The sequence below is a fragment of the Acinetobacter sp. 789_lipA genome (assembly GCF_058242845.1).
The window spans coordinates 2,281,399-2,304,577 of the sequence record NZ_JBZAYS010000001.1 but is presented as its reverse complement, the minus strand read 5'-3'; the positions used below and the strand labels follow the sequence as shown (position 1 = coordinate 2,304,577).

The window sequence follows — 23,179 nt, the reverse complement described above, 5'->3', positions numbered from 1 at the left end:
AATGGCATAATACTTGTTTTCTGACGACGAATATGATGACACATTTCAATGAGTTACATCTCATCTTAAACAAATATCTAAAGTGGAACAAGTCACATGTAAAATGTTTTACACTGATTATGATTGCATTAATTGTAAAACAGACATGTAATCTTTCTTCTGCATCTAAAGCCTTACCCATCAAGTGCTTACCACAATCATTTTATCGACGTATACAACGCTTCTTTGCAGGTCAGTATTTTGATTATCGTCAAATTTCTCAGTTAATTTTCAATATATTTTCATTCGACAAAGTGCAACTGACTTTAGATAGAACCAATTGGAAATGGGGAAAACGAGATATCAATATCTTGATGTTAGCCATCGTCTATCGTGGAATAGCGATACCTATTGTTTGGACATTGCTCAATAAACGTGGAAATTCAGATACAAAAGAGCGTATTGCTTTGATTCAACGCTTTATCTCTATTTTTGGTAAAGACCGTATTGTGAATGTGTTCGCAGACAGAGAATTTATCGGTGAGAAATGGTTTACATGGTTAATTGAAAATGACATTAACTTCTGTATACGTGTTAAAAAAACTTTATTGTGACCAATCACTTAGCCAGGAATCATAAAATTAGTGATTTATTTCGTCATCTTCAAGTTGGTCAAACTGAATGTCGTAAACGACGTATTTGGGTTGGTCGAGTAAAACTGTATATTAGTGCGCTACGATTAGAAGATGGAGAACTTTTACTTGTTGTTTCTCCTATGTTTAATGCTTCTGCTATTCGTGATTATGCATTACGCTGGGAAATCGAAACCTTATTTAGTTGTCTCAAAGGACGTGGATTCAATCTTGAAAATACTCGTTTAACAGACCCTGGACGAGTCAAGAAATTGATAGCAGTGCTAGCTATCGGTTTCTGTTGGTGCTATTTAACAGGTGAATGGCAACATGATCGAAAAAAAGCGATAAAAATAAAGAAGCATGGACGACTTTCAGTAAGTTTATTTCGCTACGGTTTGGACTATGTTCAAATGGCTATTCTACGTTTGATTGGTTTTGGAAAAAAAGAAGAATTTAAGAAAGTGCTAGCAATTTTAAGAAAGAAAAAGCCTGATAGGACAAGGATCCTATGAAATTTGTCGTGTACAGAGAATCTTTCTATAAAGATGAGTCATTTTTCGTATACACAGCCATGAAATACTGAATCTTAACACATGATAATAATAATCATTATTAATCATCTCTCTTCATTGTATAGACAAAATTTTATTTGAATACTCACTAAGAAAGATGATTTTTCCTTTTTATACGGATTAAGCAAATCTAGCAAATACCCTTCCAGCTTTTTTATCCATAAAAAAGCCACCGCACTATGAAAGTGCAATGGCTTTATCGACACAATCAAAAGACTTAAAGCTTTTTCCATGTCATGCTGCTCAAACCTTTCGCATCTTTTGCTGAGGCTTGTACCTTCATCTGATCTTTACCTGCATTTAACTGCGCAGTATTGATGTTATACACACGGCCATCTTGAGGATTCAGCCATTGGCCTTTTGCGAATTTTTGACCTGTTGCATCACCCATTAAGCCATTCAGCACTTGCATACCAAAAATCGGTTTATCCTTGAGTCCACCCTGACACTTACTACATACATCACTCACAGGCGCTCCAGCCAAAGGATAGTACTTGGTCACCACTGCGCTATATTGTGATGTTTTAGAATTCTTACGAATCACAATATCTGAAATATAATACCCTGTCCGATCATCAATCACTTTCCATGTTCCAATAAGTGGATCAAATGGCATGGCGAAAGCAGAATGAGACAACCCCAAAAACAGTGCTGATGCACACAAAAACTTATGTTTCATAAAGTAAATTACAATAAAAATGAAGAAATAAACGGTCGCGATTATAGCAATTCTATTCTTTTAATTATCTATTATTTCATTAAAATTAAATATTAATATGAATTAACCCGTGAGAAAAATCAACAAAAAAATTACATATAAAAAAAGCCTCCGAAGAGGCTTTATTACAAATTTTTCAATTTAAGCCGCTGAACGTTCTTCAATTGGCACCACTTTACGCAGCTCAGGCCCAGTATAGTCCGCACTTGGGCGAATAATACGGTTGTCCGCACGTTGTTCCATCACATGCGCCGCCCAACCTGTCACACGGCTCATCACAAAGATTGGTGTGAAGAGTTTGGTCGCAATATCCATGAAATGGTAAGCCGATGCATGGAAGAAGTCTGCATTACAGAATAATTTCTTCTCACGCCACATCACTTCTTCACAACGTACTGAAACTGGATAAAGAACGGTATCACCAACATCTTTCGCTAAGCGCTCTGACCAAATTTTAATGATGCCGTTACGTGGGTCGTTGTCTTTGTAGATTGCATGTCCAAAGCCCATGATCTTTTCTTTACGTTCCAATTTGCCCAGCATTTCTCGCTCAGCTTCTTCAGGTGACGTCCAGTTTTCAATCATTTCCATCGCTGCTTCGTTTGCTCCACCGTGTAATGGACCACGTAGTGAACCAATTGCACCCGTGATGCATGAATGCATATCGGATAAGGTTGATGCGCATACACGTGCGGTGAAGGTCGATGCGTTGAATTCATGCTCTGCATAGAGGATCAGTGATACATTCATCACTTGTTCATGCAATTCATTTGGCTTTTCACCACGCAGCAGGTGTAGGAACTGAGCACCGATTGAATCGTCATCGGTGTTTTCTTCAATGCGTACGCCATCATGGCTAAAACGGTACCAGTAGCAAATGATCGCTGGAAGCGTTGCGAGAATGCGGTCTGCAACATCTTGCTGTTCTGCAAAGGATTGTTCTGTTTCTAGGTTACCTAGCATCGATACACCTGTACGCATCACATCCATTGGGTGTGAATCCGCAGGGATACGCTCTAATACTTCTTTGAGTGCTTGTGGCAGTTGGCGCAGTGATTTAAGTTTAGCCTTGTAAGCGGTGAGTTGTGCTGCTGTTGGTAGTTCACCAAAGAAGATCAGGTAGGCCACTTCTTCAAACTGGCAGTTTTCAGCGAGGTCTTGTACGTCATAACCACGGTAGGTTAGACCTGCTCCGCTTTTACCTACAGTTGAGAGTGCTGTCTTTCCTGCGACTTGTCCGCGCAATCCTGCGCCTGTGAGGACTTTTCCTTCAGCCATTTTTAATTCTCCTGTTTAAACAGCTTGTCTAATGTGTTTTCAAAGGTGTGGTAATCGAGAAATTCGTAGAGTTCTTTGCGCTGTTGCATTTTGTCGAGGACGTTGACTTGGGTACCGTCATTGCGAATGGCATGCATGACTTCCAGTGCTGCCTTTTGCATGGCACGGGTCGGTGACAGTGGGTACAGCACCATCGAGATGCCTTGTTCTGCCAGTTGTTCTTTGGTGTAGTATGGGGTATCGCCAAATTCGGTAATGTTCGCCAGTACTGGAACACCGACTGCATCACAGACGGTTTTGTACATGGTAATGTCAGTCATTGCTTCAGCAAAGATCGCATCAGCACCGGCTTCTACACAAGCACAGGCACGATCAATTACCGCTTGTAGGCCTTCTTTTTGTAGGGCATCGGTACGTGCCATCACCACAAAGTTTGCATCGGTTTTGGCATCAACTGCGGCTTTTACGCGGTCGACCATTTCTTGTTGGGTGACGATTTCTTTGTTGGGGCGGTGGCCACAGCGTTTTTGTGCTACTTGGTCTTCGATGTGCACTGCGGCTGCGCCTGCGGCAATCATTTGTTTCACAGTGCGGGCAATGTTAAATGCCCCACCCCAACCCGTGTCGATATCGACCAGTAACGGAGTGTCTACACGTTCGGTAATGCGGCGTACATCTTCCAAAACATTATCCAGACTGGTCATGCCTAAGTCAGGCAATCCATAAGAGTAGTTGGCTACACCAGCACCCGAAAGGTAGATGGCCTTGTAGCCCACCTGTTTCGCCATCATTGCTGCATAAGCATTGACTGTACCGATAATTTGTAATGGTTTTTCCACTTCCAGTGCTTGTCTAAATCTTAAGCCTGCAGATATTTGTTCTGTCATCGTCCTTTCCACGGCATTTACTTTAATTTTCGAGTTTTGAGTATAGCCATAATGACTGAATTGGCTATGACATTTTAGAATGAAAACTCTAAAACTTTAGTCCCATGGTTCACGCTTTTATTGTGTAATTTTCTTCCACGCACTGAGGTTTAGTGGTAAACAGATAAGCCCCAAAACAACAATGTGTACATATTTTTGCTATGATAGCAACTAAAGATCCACATTTATTAGGCTGTTGTTAGTTATATGCACGACTCAGTTCAACTAGAACCCCTTACACGTGACATACCTCACACAAAACGAGGTCATGAACGCTGTCTTGCATTTTTATTAAGTGCAAACGAGTTGTTTTTGCAACATGGCTACGATGCAGTTTCACTTGATGATATTGTCAATCATGCGGGTGGTTCAAAAGCATCGATTTACAAATATTTTGGAAATAAAGACGGTCTTTTTACAGCAATTTGCGACTACCGTCGTGAGCTGTTTTTTAAAGATATTTGTATGCCTTTTGATTTTACGAAGGACAATTTGCGCGTTTATTTAATACAAACCATTTTAAATATTCAAACACATCTTGTGCTTCCAGAAAATGCTTCTTTTTTAAGACTCATTATGGAACAAGTACAGCGTAATCCGCAGTTGGCCTTTCATATTCACAAACAAGGACCTAAACATATTGAAGATGCTGTGGCTTGTGTTTTAACCAAAGCAGATGAAATAGGTATTATTCGATGTGAACATCCGAATTATTCTGCGCAGCTTTTTTTTGGCATTGTGCGCGAATTAGAGTGGCGAGTACTCATGAACATCTATGTTGAAGAAAATGAACAAGAAAATCTAGAATATGTTCATTATTGTGTAGATCGCTTCTTAGCAGGTCATCAAAAAGTCTAGTTTTTTTGCAATTTCCTTTGCATATAGTATATTAATCGACTCTCTTTTTCTTTCCACCAACCAACAACTAATTGTTGTTCTGTACCTATTTCGGTTTTCAGCAATTATTGTGGAGTAACAATGGCTCTACGTCACTTTCTTACCTTACGCGATTTATCTACTTTAGAACTGAACCAAGTTGTGCAACGCGGTATCGAACTAAAGCGTAAACAGCACAACAGCGAAGTATTCCAACCGTTTGTTGGTAAAGTCATGGGTATGATTTTTGAAAAATCGAGCACCCGTACCCGTGTATCGTTCGAAGCAGGCATGAGCCAATTTGGTGGCAGTGCAATTTTCCTCTCCCCACGAGACACCCAATTGGGTCGTGGTGAGCCGATTGAAGATTCTGCACGCGTAATTTCAAGCATGTTGGATATTGTGATGATCCGTACTTTTGGACATGACATTGTTGAACGTTTTGCCTCTTATTCAAAAGTTCCAGTGATTAATGCCTTGACCGATGATCACCACCCTTGCCAACTACTTGCAGATGTTCAAACTTTTGTTGAACACCGTGGTCCCATTGCAGGCAAAACGGTAGCGTGGATTGGTGATGGCAACAATATGTGTAATTCATATATTGAAGCTGCACATATGTGGGGCTTTAAATTAAAAATTGCTGCGCCTAAAGGTTATGAACCCAAAGCAGAATTTTTAAGTGAATTTGCACATTGTGCAGAACTGGTGAACTCAGCTGAAGATGCTGCCGTAAATGCAGACCTTATCGTGACCGATGTATGGGCAAGCATGGGCCAAGAAGAAGAGCAAAAAATTCGTGAAGCTGCTTTTGCAGACTATCAAGTGAATGAACGTCTTATGGATCTTGCTCATTCTGATTGTTTATTTATGCATTGTTTACCTGCGCATCGCGGCGAAGAAATTTCTGAAAAGATGCTCGACCATAAAAATGCTGTGGTTTGGGATGAAGCTGAAAACCGCTTACATGCACAAAAAGCATTGGTTGAGTTTTTAATCAATGAAAATACCAAGAAAGATTAATTAATTTTTCCAACGAAAAGCACCTAAGGGTGCTTTTTTTATAAGAGCAAAGCTATAATCGGAACATAATTTTTATAAGCGACACTTTCCATGCATTTCAAAAAAACTGGCCTGTGCCTTGCTACAATTCTAAGCTCTACATTTTTTCAGATTCAAGCCTCAGAGTTTGATGACTACTTACAGTCCAAACAAATCATTGATCAAAATTTTAAAATTAAACAACCAGAAACGTTGAACGAGATCTTAACGGTATTAACCGCAGAAGACTCACGAACTCTCCCAATTGAAATTGATAACAACACCATCATTGAACAATTTAATCTATATGCAGACCGTACCGAGCTTAAAGGCTTGATCATTACCCCTGATTTTGCGCAGTTTGAACAGGATTTGGGTGCGAAAGCAGTTCAAAAAGTGATTAAAAAGAATGTTGTGCAAAACTGCAATATTTTCTTCGAGCATCAATATCAACGCCATAACCCCTACATTATAAAATTACAGCTCAGCTCTGAGAAAAATAGCTACGATTTAGAATTAAAGCAAAAAGATTGTGGTATCAAATAGTACCTTTTTAGCGATTGGTTCTCTACTTTAGCGAACCAATCCTTGCGGTTGTAAGATAATCATGGCCGCACCAATCAACACCACTGTCCCACCCATTATGTCCCAACGGGATAAATAAACTTGATCGACATAACGCAACCATAGCAATGCGGTAAAAATATAAATTCCGCCATAAGCGGCATAAATACGTCCCGAAGCAGCCGGATGTAAGGTCAACAACCACACAAAAGCACCTAGCGCTAAGGCTGTAGGAATCCACAACCAATGACTTCTTCCCTGATTTAAAATCAAATAAGGGAAATAACAGCCTAATATTTCCATCACAGCGGTTACCAAAAACAGTACAAATGTACTTAAAACTTTCGTCAATTGAATATCCATGCAACCTACTTTTATTACTTCTAACTGTTAAATACTTTTTTCAATAAAAAACCCGTGCGAACACGGGTTTTTTATTATGTAGCAATTCTTAAGCAGGTTCAGCCGTTTGGTCTTCAAAAACTTCAAGTTTTAGACCCACCGCTTTACCATTTTCGTTCTTCACAGAGACCGCAACATTGCCACCATGTTCTGCAAGCTCACCAAATAGAATCATTTCAGCCAGTGGTTTTTTCAAATGCTCTTGGATGAGTCGTTGCATTGGGCGAGCGCCCATTAAACGGTCATAGCCATTTTCAGCCATCCACTCACGCGCACTTTGATCCACTTCTAGAATGACTTTTTTCTCATCCAGTTGCGCTTGTAGTTCAGTTAAGAACTTATCCACCACATTTTCAATTACTGTCGTTGGCAAAGCTTTAAACTGAATCACACTGTCCAAACGGTTACGGAACTCTGGAGAAAACGCTTTCTTCATCGCATCTTGGTTATCATTACTGTTGTCTTGATCCATGAAGCCAATACTCACGCGAGAAATAGTTTCTGCGCCAATATTTGTGGTCAAGACCAACACCACATTACGGAAGTCTGATTTACGACCATTGTTATCGGTCAATGAACCATGATCCATGATTTGTAGCAATAAGTTGAATACGTCTGGATGCGCTTTTTCAATCTCATCTAGCAATAATACACAGTGCGGATTTTTATGAATCGCATCGGTCAACAGACCACCTTGGTCAAAGCCGACATAACCTGGAGGCGCACCAATCAAACGTGAAACTGCATGGCGCTCCATATACTCTGACATATCGAAGCGAACCAGCTCAACACCCAGTAATTTCGCAAGCTGCTTGGTGACTTCTGTTTTACCTACCCCAGTTGGGCCTGCAAAAACAAAACTACCCACAGGCTTATCTGGTGATTTTAAGCCTGCACGCGACAGTTTAATTGCTGAGCCTAAAGCTTCAATGGCTTCATCTTGACCAAAGACCACACGTTTTAAATCACGCTCAAGATTTTCAAGAACGGTCTTATCATCTTTAGATACGGTTTTTGGTGGAATACGTGCAATTTTCGACACGATATCTTCAATATTTTCCACGGTAATCAAGGTGTCATCTTGTTCAGCTTTCAGACGACGTTGTGCCCCTGCTTCATCAATGACATCAATGGCTTTATCTGGCAAGAAACGATCATTAATGAACTTTGCAGACAGCTCAACCGCAGAAATTAAAGCTTTGTCATCATATTTAACATGATGGAAATCCTCAAACTTGCTCTTCAAACCACGTAGAATATCAATCGTTTCTGAAATAGATGGCTCATTGACATCAATTTTTTGGAAACGGCGTGACAATGCATGATCTTTTTCAAAGACTTGGCGGTATTCTTGGAATGTGGTTGAACCAATGCAGCGCAATGAGCCATTGGCCAAAGCGGGTTTAATCAAGTTTGATGCATCCATCGTACTGCCCATACTTGAGCCCGCACCAATAATCATGTGGATTTCATCAATAAACAAAACTGCTTCTGGTTTCTTTTTCAACGCGTTCAAAAGCTGTTTTAAACGTTTTTCAAAGTCACCCCGGTATTTGGTTCCTGCTACCAAAGCACCAATGTCCAAACTATACACTTCAGCATTTGCCAATGGTTTCGGTGCTTTACCATTAACAATGAGCCAAGCTAAGCCTTCAGCAATCGATGTTTTACCGACGCCAGGATCACCGACCAATAACGGGTTGTTTTTACGACGACGGCACAAAATTTGCGCAGCACGTTCAATTTCTTTTTCACGACCAATTAAAGGATCCGTTTTGCCCTTTTGTGCCTCAACATTTAAGTTGGTTGTATACAGCTCTAAAGGGCCTGCGTTGCTTGAACTGGTCGATTCACCATCGAGATCTTCAATTTCTTCTTCCACTTGCACTTCGTCTTTACGTGTGCCGTGGGCCAAGTATTGTGTCAGAGTTAAACGGTTAATTTGATGGCGTTTCAAGAGGTAGACTGCAAAAGAGTCACGCTCAGAGTACATCGCCACTAAAATGTCTGCGCCTTCAACTGTACGATCACCACCGCTTGATTGCACATGAAAAATTGCACGTTGTAAGATACGGTCAAAACTTTCAGTTGGATGCGGAGCTTGGTCACTGTTTTCGCCCAGCTTAGGAGTGTGCTGCTCTACATATTCTTCAAGCTCTTTGCGAAGCACAATAATATCTGCACCGCAGGCTTTCAATGCATTTACGGCCGAATCATTATCGAGTAAAGCCAATAATAAATGTTCAACGGTTAGGAATTCATGTCTCTTTTGTCGAGCCATACTAACAGCCAAACGTAAGGATACTTCTAATTGACGACTGAGCATGGAACCCCCTTAATCTTTCGGCTCAATCTGACAAAGTAAAGGATGACCTTGAGACCGAGCGTAATTATTGACTTGGTTTGCTTTTGTTTCCGCGATGTCTCTCGGGTAAACGCCTGCAACACCTTTTCCTTCATAATGTACAGTTAGCATTACTTGAGTGGCTTGGTCAAGATTCAAAGCAAAGTATTGTTGTAAAATTTCAATAACAAAGTCCATTGGGGTGTAGTCATCGTTCATTAAAACGACAGCATAGAGTGGCGGACGCTTAAGTTCTGGTGGCGCGGTTTGGACAGCGACATCCCCATTTTCTTCTTCATGCGGTTCATCATTGCTCAAGCGCGGGCTGATATGCCAATCGACATAGCCAGATTCATGAAAAGACTGCTTGATTTCATTTAAACACGTTGAACGCTTAGAGATACCCATAAACTTACAATTCACAATTATTGTGCATTCGCCTCAGCCTGAGGAATTTCAGAGACAAATGCTGATTGACTTTCTACGGCTTCACCACGTGACCAACTAAAGCGTCGTGTCACTGGTGTGCTACCTGTTAAACGGACTTCGATAAACTGCGGCGTAAAGCCTTTAGGCATTGTCCAACGCCCTGTTAAACGCTCATAGTTTTCAAAGTTAAAGTTTTTGTCTTCAAGAGGCACAACTAAAACCTCTGTACCACGAATGAGTCGGAGTTCAACTGTACCTGAAGCTGCACGTTTAGATGGACTGACTTGAACCAAGTCGAGTTGATATTCAAATGCATTTTCAGGCAAAGGTTTAATCGCAATATGCTGCACTGCCAGTGGAATACCACCGCGTTGACGCAAAACCTCACGGTAAATCACCGCAGTGGTTTCAGATTGCGCTTGTTGATCCAGAGCTTTTTGCAATGACAAATACAGCTCATTTGAATTGGTCACAGCAACGTCACGCTCCTGAACAGCAGCGTTATAGTTTTTATTTAAAGCATCCAGACTGGTCTTTTGCTTTTGTACCACTTCGACCAGTTGCTCAGCATCTGCATCAAAACCTACCACCGTTAAACCCTGACGATGTCCGACGGTATAGCCCAATCCCCCACTTGCAAGCATCAATATTGCAGCACCAATTGCCAAGGGCTTATTGGTCTGTAAAAACGGCTTTGCAGGTTCAGGCTGTTGTGACGTCATATTTGTGTCAGTGTTCGGCATCGTCATCTCTTATTTTGATTCAATTCAAAACACACATTTAAATCGAAATCTAAATGTGTGTGAAGTTTTAAAACGTTTTTTATGGTAATAAACCAATTCCGTCTAGGCCCGCTGTTTCAGTAAATCCAAACATTAAGTTCATGTTTTGAACGGCCTGACCTGCTGCACCTTTAACCAAATTGTCTTGTACTGAAATGACCACTAATTTTTTCGGTTGTGGTTTATACAGCGCAATACGTAGTTGATTTGCACCCCGCACAGAACGTGTCTCTGGTGAACTTCCCGCAGGCATCACATCGACAAAAGCTTCATTGGCATAAAACTGTTCATATAAACTTTGCACATCAGCAGCTTCACCTGCATCGGTTAAGTCCACATAAATCGTGCTCAGCATGCCACGAATCATTGGCACCAAATGCGGGACAAATAAAATGTGGTTAAACACCTCTTTTAAGCCTGAAATATTTTCCAACGCTTCCACAATTTCAGGATGATGACGGTGACCTGCAACGCCATAAGCTTTGAAATTATCTGCATTTTCAGAATAGATCATCCCAAGGCTGGCTTTACGGCCTGCACCAGACACACCCGATTTTGCATCAATAATAATGCTTTCAGGTTTAACTAATGTGTCGTTTTGCTTAAATAACGGCGCTAAACCCAGTTGTACTGTTGTTGGATAACAACCAGGGTTACCAATGACATTGGCTTGTTTAATCTGCTCACGGTTTAATTCTGACAAACCATAAACCGAGTCTTTCAGTAGTTCAGGGCACGCATGCTGCATACCATACCATTTTTCAAACTGTTCTAAGTCTTGTAAACGAAAGTCTGCGGCAAGGTCAATCACTTTAGTATTTGCAGCCACCAACTCTTCGGCATGCTTCATGGCAACGCCATGCGGTGTCGCAAAGAACACCACATCACATTTTTTCAGTTCATCAATATTCAAATCTGAATATTTGAGTTCGGTATGTCCACGTAGGCTTGGGAACATATCATCTACACGGCGACCGTCTTCTGTACGCGATGTTAATACGCTTACTTGCACATTTGGGTGTCGTAGTAAAAGACGCAACAATTCAACGCCTGTATAACCTGTACCGCCGACAATACCAACTGAAATCACGTGTATTACCTCAAACTTAAACTGTCCATTTCGTAACTGCCTAGTATGACAGGAAGTTTCTGCTTTCTAAACTGTTTTACTTGGAATTTATGCGTTTTTAGTGCTATCGACACCTAATGAGACACATCCAATATACTCTGTGCAGGCTCAAAACCAATCTGATTTCGTCCCGAATGTTTCGCCTGATATAACAATTGATCGGCAGTATGTATGGCATATTTTAAGTTAGGCTGATGTACCGCAGCCAGTCCGAAACTTGCTGTCACGGCAATACTTTTGGAGGATAGTCGTGCATCGGCAATACCTAAACGAATACGATTGGCAATATTATAAGCCAGCGTGGCGTCATCAATTTGCAATAAGACAATGAACTCCTCTCCACCAAAACGCCCCACTAAGTCGTGCGCACGGACGTTTTGCCCAATAATTTGACCGACTTGTTGTAAAATTTGATCACCCACCAAATGCCCATAGGTATCATTTATTTTCTTAAAATGATCAATATCACACATGAGCAAGAAATAAGACTGTTTAGAGAGCTGATGCAACTTCCGTTTAGCCGCTTCGTTAAAACCACGTCGATTGAATAAATGCGTTAGCGGATCTCTTAGTCGCTCATCATTAAGTTGATGGATAATATCGCGCACCAAGGTTCCGAGCAGCACTATTGCAAACCACATACTTAAGATAATGCTCGCAGCAAGCATCATCAGCCACCAAACTGAATTTGCCAGCATGTCTGCTTCGATATTTCTTAAAAAGAGAAAAATAATGATTCCGCGAACAAAGGTATACAGCACAATAAACAAGTAGGAAAAGTCGACTATTTTATTGAGCAAATCAATCCCTTGATAATGTTTAAACATTGAAAACAAAACCAAAGACTCAACCAATGCAATTGAAATGTTTAAAATCAGCATTCTGATCCACAGTTGATCATCTACGTAGGAATAATAACTGAGTGAAAGTAAAGCCATCACGACCAAGGCCAGACACCAATATGGACGTGCATTCGCGTTCTTTCTTAAGCCCATGGCATAAGCGCTGGCCCATGCGCCAAACAAATACATACTGCCTAAAATGGGTGCCGACAAAGCCAACTGCTTATTCGACATAAAACTTTGCGCGGCCACAGAAAACGAAGGCACAATATATCCAAGCCCGAGCCACAATAAATATGAGGGAGCCCTAAAAGCAAAATGACATATTAAAAGTAAGCTTCCCATTAAAATCAGGCAAGCTGGAACGATTAATATAAAATAGTGGATATCTGTAAAATTCACATTTGAGGTCTTTGGACTGAAATTGAGGAATGTTTACCTTAGATCATGAAGTTTAGAGCATTTTTTGACTCACCCTCAATCAATCAGAAGAAATTATTTTTCAATTTTGTACGTAAAATTAACTTTAAACGCCTGCCCACCAATGCGGCAATGCGATTGTTTTTAAAGTTTTTCGATGCTGTTGAAAAGCAGCATCATATTTGGCAACTTCCGCCCAAAAGCGTGCACTATGATCAAAATGTTGCGTATGTGCGAGTTCATGCACACAGACATAACGCGTAATGGCTTCAGGAAACAACACTAAAGCACTGTTAAGCATAATGTCGTGTTTGGCACTACAACTCCCCCAACGTGTTTTGGGCTGACGAATTGAACATTGTGCAAATTTTAAACCAGTTTCATGACTAATCTGTTGCAAATAAATAGGCAAGTGCTGTTTGGCATATACAATCACAAAAGATTTTAAATAACTTTCAGGCTGACGGTCACTGATCCAAAGCTGGTGATTGTGCTCATCCAAAATATACGCATTTTTTTGTGTTTGATAGCTCACCGTTAAAGCATTTTGGCGATTAAATAACCGTAATTCTGTGGGAAGGGTTTGATCTATCTGTAGCAGACTGGCTTGTTGCTTCTGCCAAGTTTCAACCATCCACTGTTCAGATTGATTTAAAAAATCCTGAATTTGCCGTTTGCTACAAAATTTAGGCACGGTTAAACGAATTTGAGTTGGTTCAACACGAAGTCGTAACCGGGTCGCACGTGCATGATGGGTGATTTGAATTTCAGGTAGGTCTGCTAAGGTCATTAATATTATTCTTTTATTGAATCATCCTCCCGACCCTCCTTTTGAAAGGAGGGAGAAAAACATAAGATAAAAATGTTTTTGCTTTTAGCCCCTCTTTTTCAAAGAAGAGCTCAGGGAAGATTTAAAATTAAACCGCGGTACGCTCTTCAATACCACTGTCTGTTGCAACAACTGCCACATCTGCTTTATTGATTGCAAAAATACCATTACACACCACACCTGGAATGTCGTTAATGGTTTTTTCAAGCTCAAGCGCATTTAAAATATTCAGGTTATAAACATCTAAAATCACATTACCGTTATCCGTCACCACGCCTTCACGGTAAGCAGGATCACCACCGAGCGCTACAATTTTACGTGCCACAGCCGAACGTGCCATAGGAATCACTTCAATCGGAAGTGGGAAGTCACGGCCTAATTGATCGACCCACTTAGAGTCATCAACGATACAAACAAATTTTCTCGCAATTGAAGCTACAATTTTCTCGCGAGTAAGTGCAGCCCCACCACCTTTAATCATATGCATATGACGGTCAATTTCATCTGCACCATCTACATAGGCATCTAAACCGCCCACAGAGTTCATATCAACCACTTCAATGCCTAATTTTTTTAAGCGCTCAGCCGTTGCTTCTGAACTTGCCACAGCCGCTTCAAGCTGAAGCTCAGGTAAAAGTTCAATTAAGAAATTGACGGTGCTGCCTGTACCCACCCCTAAAATGCCACCTTTAGGTAAGTGCTTTAAGGCAGCTTTTGCAGCAGCTTGCTTTTTTTCATCTTGGGTAGCATACAGACTCATAATTTGGCTCAACTATTTTTTGACATTTGTTGCTGATTTTACAGCCCAAATGTACAGGGGTTTGTTACAATGATCCTCTATTTTAAACTGTTAAATGGGAAATTAACATGCTGTCTCGTTTGGTTCGACAAATATTACAAGCAACAGTCTACGATGTTGCAATCGAAACTCCACTCGAAGCGGCACCTCGAATTAGTGAGAAACTCAATAACAACATTCGTTTTAAACGTGAAGACTTACAACCAGTCTTTTCATTTAAGCTGCGCGGTGCCTATAACCGCATTAGCCAACTCCCTAGAGCCCAACTTGAACGTGGCGTGATTACTGCGTCTGCTGGCAACCATGCCCAAGGTGTAGCACTGTCAGGTAAAAAACTCGGGATTCGCGCCATTATTGTGATGCCGAAAACCACCCCAGATATTAAAGTTCAGGCAGTCAAACGCTTAGGCGGTGAAGTAGTTCTCCATGGCGACTCTTTTGATGTTGCCAACAAATATGCAATTCAACGTGCTGCAGAAGACGGTATGAGTTTTATTCCACCCTATGACGATGAACTGGTCATGGCAGGTCAAGGCACGATTGGCAATGAAATTTTGCGCCAATGGCGCGATGTCGACTATGTCTTCGTCGCTGTTGGTGGCGGTGGTTTAATTGCTGGTGTAGCAGCCTACTTAGGCGATGTTGCACCACATGTCAAAGTCATTCCAGTTGAATATGACGAATCTGCTTGTTTAAAAGCTGCATTTGAAGCAGGTGAACGTGTTGTACTGCCTCAAGTCGGCTTATTTGCTGATGGCACAGCTGTAGCACAGATTGGTGAAAAACCATTTGAAGTGATTCAACTACAAAAGTCAGATAACTCAGGCCCGCTCGTTGAGCGTGAAGTAGTTTTAGTCAATACAGATGAAATTTGTGCCGCAATTAAAGACACCTATGATGAATGTCGTAGCATCGTTGAACCATCGGGTGCGATGGCCTTAGCAGGGATTAAAAAATATGTTGAAACACACGAGCTAATTGGGCAAAACATCGTCTCAATTGTATGTGGTGCAAACATGAACTTTGACCGTTTACGTTATATTGCAGAACGTACTGAATTGGGTGAACGCAAAGAAGCTATTTTTGCTGTGACCATTCCAGAGAAAAAAGGTTCATTCCTGAATTTCTGCCGAGCGCTACAGGGCCGTAATATCACCGAGTTTAACTACCGTGCGAGTGATGCCAGTGCAGCGCAAGTCTTTGTCGGCATTAGCTTAAAAGGCGGTGAAAAAGAGCGTCATGATATTTTTGAAGCACTCAAAACTCAGTTCGATGTCGATGACTTATCTGATGATGAAGTAGCAAAACTGCATATTCGCTACCTGATTGGTGGTCATGCAGATCTTGAAAATGAGCGTTTGTTCCGTGTTGAGTTCCCTGAACGTCCAGGTGCTCTGTTAATGTTCCTCGAACGCCTTGGCCCTACGCATAACATTACCCTATTCCACTACCGTAACCACGGTGCTGCGGAAGGTCGTGTCCTTGTAGGTTTAGAAGCAAGTGACGCGAAACAAAACCCAGATGGTTTGATTGAAACCTTAGAAAGTATTTCGTATCCATATGAAGAAATTACCAATAACCTAGGTTATCAACGTTTCTTAAAATAAAAGATTCAATACATACATAAAACCGCCCTTCGAGGCGGTTTTATTCTATGAGCTGCATCGGCTCTTCATCACCGAACGTGTGATTATATGTAACAATAATTCTATCGATCAGCTCATCATTATGCGGTACCAACAGCCAATAAGGGTTTTCCCGCTCAATAACCAGCAAACTGAGTTCATAAGGCTCGATAAAAATTTTAATGTGGTTAAAAATAACATCAAAACTAAACTCAAAATCATAACCATGCATGTCTGAGGTTTCTTCTTCCTCACTGTCATACATTTGATAAAAAGACGCCATATCATCATTAATTTGGTTTTTCAGCTCGTCTAAGTCAATACCTAACTGTTGGAGTCGATGGCATTCATCAATACCATTTTGTCGAAAATCATCGAGTTCTATTTTTTGAATGTTTGAATAATCGCTATTCAACCAACGTACAAAGTGCTCGAACTCATCTTGTTCTTCTGGAATTGCGGTATCATTCAATTCTGGAAACGCGATCCTGAGGGATTCATACAGTGTCTTCCGCATTTATATACTCCTTTGGATGAGTGATATATTGGTATAAGGCAAAGCGCGGTTGAGCGAAAAAAGCGTGTCTGTATAAAGATGACATCTTGTGAAATTTGGCACAACATTCGTTAACAATCGACGTATAAAAAATTTAAAGGAAAGATGACATGGCACAATTTGCAGTGATTGGTTTAGGAAGCTTTGGAGCCACAGTTGCAACTCAACTCATTGAACTGGGACATGATGTCATTGGTATCGATAGCGAAAAAAAATATGTTGAAAATATTTCTGAGCAGGTGACCCATGCTGTCATCGCCGACGCAACAGATGAACATGTCCTCGATGAATTAAATATTAAAAACTGCGATGCCGTGGTGGTCGCAATTGGTGAAAATATTGAAGCCAGTATTTTGTGTGTGCTGCACCTCAAAAATATTGGGGTTGAAAAAATTTGGGTCAAAGCCAAATCAAAGTCGCACCATATGATTTTAAGCCATTTAGGGATTAGTAAAATTATTCACCCTGAAGAGGACATGGGCGTACGGATTGCGCAGTCTTTATGCTACCCCATGGTCAGTCGCTATATGGCGCTTGAAGATAACCACTATATTGTCAAAATTGAAATTGATGAAAAACTACAAGGGACTCGCTTCCGCCAATTGATGGATCAAGCACCTGATGTGAAAACATTACTCCATAAACGTGGCAAAGACGTTTTGTACAGCATTGACCCCAATTTAATTTTACAAGTGGGTGATATTCTAGTTGTTGAAGGTTTACTCGAAACATTACGTCGTCTTTCAGCACGGTTCAAATCATGAAAAAAGTCAAAGAATGGCAAACCCAACCAAACAGCACCATTAATTTAAGCCCGCCCAGCCTGCTGGCCTTGGGTTTTTTGAGCTTTATTATTATTGGGACTCTATTATTAAAGCTACCCATTTCACACCACGGTGAACTCAGTTGGATTAACTCTTTGTTCACCGCCAGCTCAGCCGTCACCATTACTGGACTGTCTGTGGTGAATGTCGGTGAAACTTTTACCGTAACAGGTAAAATCATCATTATGCTGCTGATTCAAATTGGTGGCTTAGGCTTTATGACTTTTGCAATTTTAGCCGCACTGAGTCTGTCGACCAAACTCGGTTTAAAGCAACAAATCATGGCGCAAGAGACCATTGGTCAAACCAGCTTATCCAAAGTATCCTTCACCATTAAAGGTGTACTGCTATATTCCTTATTTTTTGAGGCGATCGGCACGGTTATTTTGACCATTGCATGGTTAGAAGATTACAATTTCAATCAAGCTCTGTTTTATGCGGCTTTTTATAGTGTATCCGCATTTAACAATGGTGGCTTTTCACTGTTTCCCAACAGTCTAATGAACTTCTCGGGTCAGTATCTCATTACCTTTACCATCAGTATGCTATACATCATTGGTGGGACAGGTTTTGTGGTGTTAATGGACATTAAACGCAGCAAACGTTGGAAAGGCTTAAGTACCAATAGCAAATTGATTTTATCCACCATTGCAGGCTTGAACCTGATTGCTTTTGTTCTTTTATGGGCGATTGAATCGAACAATCCCCTCACTTTAGCGCCAATGAGCTTAGGTGACCAAGCTTTAAATGCATGGTTCCATGCCACCGTGCCTCGTTCATCGGGCTTTAACAGCCTTGATTTGGCACAGATGAAAGATGCCTCGACCCTCGTGACCATGTTACTGATGTTCATTGGGGGAGGCTCGATGAGTACCGCAGGCGGGATTAAAGTAGGTACATTTATTATTGTTTTACTCAGCGTGATTAGCTTCCTTAGACGTGAAGATGAAATTCGTGTGTTCAATCACTCTGTTTCTCAAAAAACCTCTTTTAAGGCAATGGCTGTTGTCTCTATTACTTCGGCACTTATTTTCTTAGGCATCTTTAGTTTATCTTTAATCGAACCTAATCATCAGTTTATGGATTTGTTATTTGAAGCCATTTCCGCTGCTTGTACTGTCGGTTTGTCACGCGGCATCACGGGCGAACTTCAACCTGCAAGTTTATTTATTCTGATGCTCTTGATGTTTGCAGGTCGTTTAGGTCCTTTAACACTAGCCTACCTGATTGCGACGCCAAAAAAGAGCCGTTTAAAACATCCAACTGCCGATATTCAAATTGGTTAAAACACCTAACACTTAAACATAAAAAAACCACGTATCAAACGTGGTTTTTTTATGTCTCTAAATTAGTACCAATTCATTAAGGACACACCCAAGCCCACATAAGTCGCTCGGTGGTTATAATCAATTAAGCTTTCGCCATAACCATCAAACAACTGGAAATGGCCACGCAACTTCCCTGAAATAGGAAAAGCCCAGTCAAACTGTGCAGCACCGCGCGCGTCATCGCCACCTTTTAAACTATGACGTAGCATGAGTGAAAAATCATGTTCATTCCAACGATAGAATGCTGTTAAATCACCCCGTCCGACATAATCCTTAATATCAGGGTTATTATCATCATCTGCATCTTCATCTAGACGGTACCAAGGGCGCAGCATGAGCGCAAAGTTGTCTCTTTCAAAACCCACATTCAACATGACACGGTTCCAACTACGCGACAGCGGATCGGAACGACCATTAGACTGGTGGTTGAAAGTTAATCCCAGTAAGCGACCATTTAAACCCAACAGTTCATAATTGGTACGGAAAACCAAACTGGCTTCAGGCTCATAGTTGGTTTCACGGAACGGACGTGATTCTTCACCGTTATACACCTGCCAACGAGAAGACTGGGTATAACCCAACCAAACATCGCCATTGTCTCCAAATAAGTTCTCGACTGCTTTGGTTTTTAAAGACAGTTGAAATTTCGCTTCCATCGACTTCAGGTTTTGCTCTCGATCGGCATTTACAGTATTGTTTTCATTTGGGCTCGATGGACGTTCATTTTTATCTGTCGTCCAAAAACCAGGCATTAAGTACACAGGTTGATAAGCACGAATATTCCAAGTCCCTAATTTACTTTCGGGTGAAAGCTCCCAACGGCTATCCATTAAAGATAAATTCGGGGATATTTTAGGACCTTCAGAAGCGAAAACAGAGCTCACACCTTGTGCAATTTTCCCTGTAATATTTTCAGGTTCTGGCGCAATTTCCATGGCTGCACGTTGCTCAGAAACAATGCGTGGCTTTACTGCTTCAGGAATTTTGAATAATGCATCATAACAAGCCAAACGGTCTGCATTCGATGCGAATGCAACACATGCCTCGGCTGTTGCAGGAGTTGCAGGTACTTCGGAAATTTGTGCATGTGTTTTAGCGACACCCAAAGTAGTGAGCACAGTCATGCTCAGTACTAAAGTTGAACGCTCAAATGATTTGAACGCCATACGACCCTCTTATTGTTTTACTGAACTTGTTGAATACTAAAACCTAACTCAATTAAAGTATCACGCTTCGCCATAGGTGCAACCACGGCTTTCGTTGGTTTTTGTTCAAGCAAGTATTGTACCGCCACACGTTGCAAGTCCTCTAAACTCACAGCCAAAAGACGGCTACGTAACTGCTTACGGAAGGCTGGTGTACGTGCATGTAAAAGTGCATAACATGCCGTAATCGCTTCACCCGCTGGTGAACCTGGTTTGTCCATACCCGCAATCAAACCTAAAATTGCTTCTTCAAGCTGATGTGGTTTTTGCTCAGTATTGAGCAACCATTGCACACTGGCTTCAAAGTCATTAAAAGTTTCAGCCAAACGCGGATCACGGTAGCTATAGAAGCGGAATGAACATGCATTGCCGTCATAACTTGCGCCACCACCATAAGCCCCACCTTTTTCACGAATTGCACTGTGTAAGAAACCATTACGCAAGTACGCTGCCAGTACCATTAGCGGTGCAGCATCTGGATGTGACACCTCAACGGCTTGATAAGCCGATGAACAGAATTGAACATTGGCTTGAATTAACCACGCCTCATCTGCATCGGTATCGATCTGCTCAGTAGCTTTTAAAGTCACAATTTGCTCTGGAATGGCTAACTTGTCCCACACATTTTGAACTTCTTCAACCAAGCGGTCTGACTGATGTTCTTCACACACCAGTAAGAACTGTTTTGGTGCTTGTAAAAGTTTTAAATGAATCGCTTTTAATTCATTGATCAAATCATCATAAGCTGCTGCATCTTTTTCAATACGGCTGACTAAATCACCTAACCAGTTTAATGCACCCAAGCCCGTGTTGTGATAATCACGTTTTGCCAAAGCACTGTGGTTACGTCCTGCAATTTGCATGGCATAACTGTGTCCTGAACCTGACAGACGAGATGCCCAACGCGTTTTACGTTGTTGCAATAACTCAACAATGCGATCTTTTTCGTCAAAACGCAGTTGTTCAAATGCCAGTTTCAACAAAGCGATACTGTCAAAATTACTCACCAACGATTTTGTGGTCAGCGTTAACCATGCACTGATTTGATTTTTGTCATTTACTTGAGAACGCAAAGAGGCGCCCATACCTAAACCACCACTCACCGCTGTTTGCAGTTGTTGTAGTTCTAGATAGTCATATTGACCTGCACCAACTTCACCCATCAAAATGGACAGCAAGTTAAAGTAAGGTGACTGCACTACATCTTGCGGAATTTGGATCAGGACTTGATTGTAGTAAATACCGTTGGTACCCGCATGATAAAGATTCAACGGATAATCGATACGATTTGAGATAATCTCGCGCAACTGCCCTTGTACAATTTGCAGTTCAGCAGGCACATCTTCCAAGCCCACTTTTGGCAGAAGGTTAAGGTCATCTGGGGTATCTTGACGGACTTTGAGTGCTTCAGTTTGTGCTTCAATTTCTGCTTTTTCAGCGTCTGTTAGCTGCGCACCAATTTCGGCTAAACGTGTTTTTTCTGCTGCCGCTTCCACCGCAGATTTATTGGCATCAGGCACCAAAGTCATTTGTACACGGTGTGCGTTATCAATCAAATAGGTTTTGATTAAGTTTGACAACCACATTGGATCTTTCAGTTCTTCTTTTACCGCAGCAATGGCTGAGTCCACATCCCATACAGTGACTGGGTCGCTGTGGTGAATCGCACTCCCCAAACCATTTAAAATCAGGCTTAGACCATAAGGCATGCCATCACCATTGATTTCACGTTGGTGCAATTCAATTTGATGTAAAATCGCATCCACCATGTTTTGATCGACAGGTTTTGAAGCGACGTCTTCTAGAACCTTAAACACACCTGCTTTAAACTCAGCTGTATGTTCAGGGTTTGAACCCTGTACGCCACAGTAGAAGGTCATTTCGTAGTTTGAATCATCTACGCCCATAATCGGGCCAGTAGACTGTGCATAACCACAGGTCTCAAGGTAATGACGTAACGGAGAAGCTGAATCTTCTAACAGTACACCCTCAACAAGGCGCATACCTAGGCGTAGTTTGATCTCACTGGCTTTAGGCAATAACCATGAAATGATGTGATAAGTTTTGTCTTTTAAATCTTCTGCATCTACCGCATAGGTTTCAGTCACTTCTAGCGGCGCAGTCAGACGTCGCTCTTCTTTAGAAAAGAGCGTTTCACCTTTTGAAAACTTCGCCAAGGCTAAAGTTTCAAACTGCTCTTGTAGATTGTAAGCAGGCTCATTACCAAAGGTCATGAAAACTGCGTTACTTGGGTGATAATGTGACTTGTAGAAATCCACCAACTCAGGATAAGTCAAGTCTGGAATATCTTTAGGGTCGCCACCTGAGTTGTAGTGATAAGTGGTTTCAGGAAATAAGTGATGCGCTAACTGATGATACAACTGGTCTGAAGGCGAACTCATAGCCCCTTTCATTTCGTTGAAAACCACACCTTTATAAACAGGCTCACCGTTTTCAAGCTCAATGCGGATCCCTTCTTGGGCAAAATCCAACGGATTCAAATTGGCTGCAAAAGCCGCATCTAAATATACTTCAAGTAAATTTTGGAAATCTTTTTTATTCTGAGTCGCAAATGGATACGCTGTCCAGTCCGCCGCAGTAAAGGCGTTCATAAAAGTATTCAGTGAACGACGAATCATTAAAAAGAACGGATCACGAACAGGAAATTTTTCCGAACCACACAGTGCTGTGTGCTCTAAAATATGCGCTTCGCCTTTTGAATCCATAGGTTGGGTGCGAAAGGCAACCAAGAATACATTTTCATCATGATTGGTGGCCAAGTGATAATGCACTGCCCCAGTGACTTTATGTTTATATTCAGACACTAAAATGTCTAAAGCTTCAACATGGTGTTGACGTACCAACTGAAACGCAGGATGTACAGTTTGAGAAATGGTTTCAGTGACATCTACAGTCATGTGATCTCCTAACAATAATTAATACACTGCCTGCATTATAGCTTTAGTTGTCAAAAGATTTCACGCTGAAAACCCGAGTAATTTGCTGGAAATTTGAAAAGCATCTCGCTGCTTTCCAAATTTCAGTCTTTTTGAGGGAAGTGTTCTCAGAAAGTAAA

General features: G+C 41.3%; 21 protein-coding genes. 7 read left to right on the top strand and 14 right to left on the bottom strand.

Annotated features, from left to right (window positions below):
• Positions 1–35 precede the first annotated feature (35 nt).
• A protein-coding gene (locus AC4CUZ_RS11195; protein ID WP_115736667.1) for an IS4-like element ISAba33 family transposase occupies positions 36–1,126 on the top strand; the annotation gives its coding sequence in 2 pieces (ribosomal slippage) (positions 36–576 and positions 576–1,126; 1,092 coding nt in all).
• A 277-nt stretch (positions 1,127–1,403) separates the two neighbouring features.
• On the opposite strand, the gene AC4CUZ_RS11190 is transcribed toward AC4CUZ_RS11195, so the two are convergent.
• From AC4CUZ_RS11190 to prpB, 3 genes are all read right to left on the bottom strand, one after another.
• On the bottom strand, positions 1,404–1,865 hold the full coding sequence (locus AC4CUZ_RS11190; protein ID WP_279746802.1) for a DUF2147 domain-containing protein: 462 nt from the start codon (positions 1,863–1,865) through the stop codon (positions 1,404–1,406).
• Positions 1,866–2,045: 180 nt separating this feature from the next.
• Positions 2,046–3,182 (bottom strand): bifunctional 2-methylcitrate synthase/citrate synthase, encoded by a 1,137-nt coding sequence (prpC, locus tag AC4CUZ_RS11185; protein WP_004696709.1) that lies wholly within the window; start codon positions 3,180–3,182, stop codon positions 2,046–2,048.
• Positions 3,183–3,184: 2 nt separating this feature from the next.
• Entirely contained in the window at positions 3,185–4,069 is an 885-nt protein-coding gene (gene prpB, locus AC4CUZ_RS11180; RefSeq protein ID WP_151836137.1) for a methylisocitrate lyase, read from the bottom strand.
• Positions 4,070–4,315: 246 nt separating this feature from the next.
• Between prpB and AC4CUZ_RS11175 the strand changes: the two genes are divergently transcribed.
• The 3 genes from AC4CUZ_RS11175 to AC4CUZ_RS11165 all read left to right on the top strand — a co-directional run bounded on the left by AC4CUZ_RS11175 (position 4,316) and on the right by AC4CUZ_RS11165 (position 6,571).
• On the top strand, positions 4,316–4,966 hold the full coding sequence (locus AC4CUZ_RS11175) for a TetR/AcrR family transcriptional regulator (protein ID WP_005401081.1): 651 nt from the start codon (positions 4,316–4,318) through the stop codon (positions 4,964–4,966).
• Positions 4,967–5,086: 120 nt separating this feature from the next.
• A complete protein-coding gene (argF, locus tag AC4CUZ_RS11170) occupies positions 5,087–6,007 on the top strand; it encodes an ornithine carbamoyltransferase (RefSeq protein ID WP_151836136.1) in 921 nt (306 codons plus the stop codon).
• 90 nt (positions 6,008–6,097) lie between these two features.
• A complete protein-coding gene (locus tag AC4CUZ_RS11165) occupies positions 6,098–6,571 on the top strand; it encodes a hypothetical protein (RefSeq protein ID WP_151836135.1) in 474 nt (157 codons plus the stop codon).
• 27 nt (positions 6,572–6,598) lie between these two features.
• Here the strand turns inward: AC4CUZ_RS11165 and AC4CUZ_RS11160 are convergent, their stop codons facing one another.
• The 8 genes from AC4CUZ_RS11160 to rpiA form a co-directional block, all read right to left on the bottom strand.
• Positions 6,599–6,952 (bottom strand): YnfA family protein, encoded by a 354-nt coding sequence (locus AC4CUZ_RS11160; protein ID WP_126036920.1) that lies wholly within the window; start codon positions 6,950–6,952, stop codon positions 6,599–6,601.
• Positions 6,953–7,040: 88 nt separating this feature from the next.
• On the bottom strand, positions 7,041–9,317 hold the full coding sequence (clpA, locus tag AC4CUZ_RS11155; protein WP_151836134.1) for an ATP-dependent Clp protease ATP-binding subunit ClpA: 2,277 nt from the start codon (positions 9,315–9,317) through the stop codon (positions 7,041–7,043).
• A 9-nt stretch (positions 9,318–9,326) separates the two neighbouring features.
• Entirely contained in the window at positions 9,327–9,743 is a 417-nt protein-coding gene (gene clpS, locus AC4CUZ_RS11150; RefSeq protein WP_004981811.1) for an ATP-dependent Clp protease adapter ClpS, read from the bottom strand.
• Positions 9,744–9,760: 17 nt separating this feature from the next.
• On the bottom strand, positions 9,761–10,507 hold the full coding sequence (locus AC4CUZ_RS11145) for a DUF6776 family protein (RefSeq protein ID WP_078424936.1): 747 nt from the start codon (positions 10,505–10,507) through the stop codon (positions 9,761–9,763).
• Positions 10,508–10,586: 79 nt separating this feature from the next.
• A complete protein-coding gene (argC, locus tag AC4CUZ_RS11140) occupies positions 10,587–11,642 on the bottom strand; it encodes an N-acetyl-gamma-glutamyl-phosphate reductase (RefSeq protein WP_171262485.1) in 1,056 nt (351 codons plus the stop codon).
• 107 nt (positions 11,643–11,749) lie between these two features.
• On the bottom strand, positions 11,750–12,784 hold the full coding sequence (locus AC4CUZ_RS11135; protein ID WP_151836133.1) for a GGDEF domain-containing protein: 1,035 nt from the start codon (positions 12,782–12,784) through the stop codon (positions 11,750–11,752).
• A 259-nt stretch (positions 12,785–13,043) separates the two neighbouring features.
• The gene (locus tag AC4CUZ_RS11130) at positions 13,044–13,727 is read right to left on the bottom strand and encodes a YgjP family zinc-dependent metalloprotease (RefSeq protein ID WP_004696687.1); all 684 of its coding nucleotides are present in this window, start codon (positions 13,725–13,727) and stop codon (positions 13,044–13,046) included.
• 127 nt (positions 13,728–13,854) lie between these two features.
• Positions 13,855–14,526 carry a ribose-5-phosphate isomerase RpiA gene (gene rpiA / locus AC4CUZ_RS11125; RefSeq protein ID WP_004696685.1) on the bottom strand — a complete coding sequence of 224 codons (672 nt, stop codon included), beginning with the start codon at positions 14,524–14,526 and terminating at the stop codon, positions 13,855–13,857.
• Between the two features lie 107 nt (positions 14,527–14,633).
• Between rpiA and ilvA the strand changes: the two genes are divergently transcribed.
• A complete protein-coding gene (gene ilvA / locus AC4CUZ_RS11120; RefSeq protein ID WP_004696682.1) occupies positions 14,634–16,172 on the top strand; it encodes a threonine ammonia-lyase, biosynthetic in 1,539 nt (512 codons plus the stop codon).
• Between the two features lie 40 nt (positions 16,173–16,212).
• On the opposite strand, the gene AC4CUZ_RS11115 is transcribed toward ilvA, so the two are convergent.
• Positions 16,213–16,707: a hypothetical protein gene (locus AC4CUZ_RS11115; protein ID WP_062033183.1), complete on the bottom strand. Its 495-nt coding sequence runs from the start codon at positions 16,705–16,707 to the stop codon at positions 16,213–16,215.
• A 149-nt stretch (positions 16,708–16,856) separates the two neighbouring features.
• On the opposite strand from AC4CUZ_RS11115, the gene AC4CUZ_RS11110 reads away from it, so the two are divergent.
• Together AC4CUZ_RS11110 and AC4CUZ_RS11105 are read left to right on the top strand one after the other, a co-directional pair.
• A complete protein-coding gene (locus AC4CUZ_RS11110) occupies positions 16,857–17,510 on the top strand; it encodes a potassium channel family protein (protein ID WP_168158807.1) in 654 nt (217 codons plus the stop codon).
• On the top strand, positions 17,507–18,856 hold the full coding sequence (locus AC4CUZ_RS11105) for a TrkH family potassium uptake protein (RefSeq protein WP_279669938.1): 1,350 nt from the start codon (positions 17,507–17,509) through the stop codon (positions 18,854–18,856). Before AC4CUZ_RS11110 ends, AC4CUZ_RS11105 begins: the two co-directional genes overlap by 4 nt.
• A gap of 62 nt (positions 18,857–18,918) precedes the next feature.
• Here the strand turns inward: AC4CUZ_RS11105 and AC4CUZ_RS11100 are convergent, their stop codons facing one another.
• Both AC4CUZ_RS11100 and AC4CUZ_RS11095 read right to left on the bottom strand, forming a co-directional pair.
• Complete coding sequence (locus AC4CUZ_RS11100) at positions 18,919–20,064, bottom strand: phospholipase A (RefSeq protein WP_490747586.1); 1,146 nt, start codon at positions 20,062–20,064, stop codon at positions 18,919–18,921.
• Between the two features lie 17 nt (positions 20,065–20,081).
• Entirely contained in the window at positions 20,082–23,021 is a 2,940-nt protein-coding gene (locus tag AC4CUZ_RS11095) for an insulinase family protein (RefSeq protein ID WP_490747585.1), read from the bottom strand.
• Positions 23,022–23,179 lie beyond the last annotated feature (158 nt).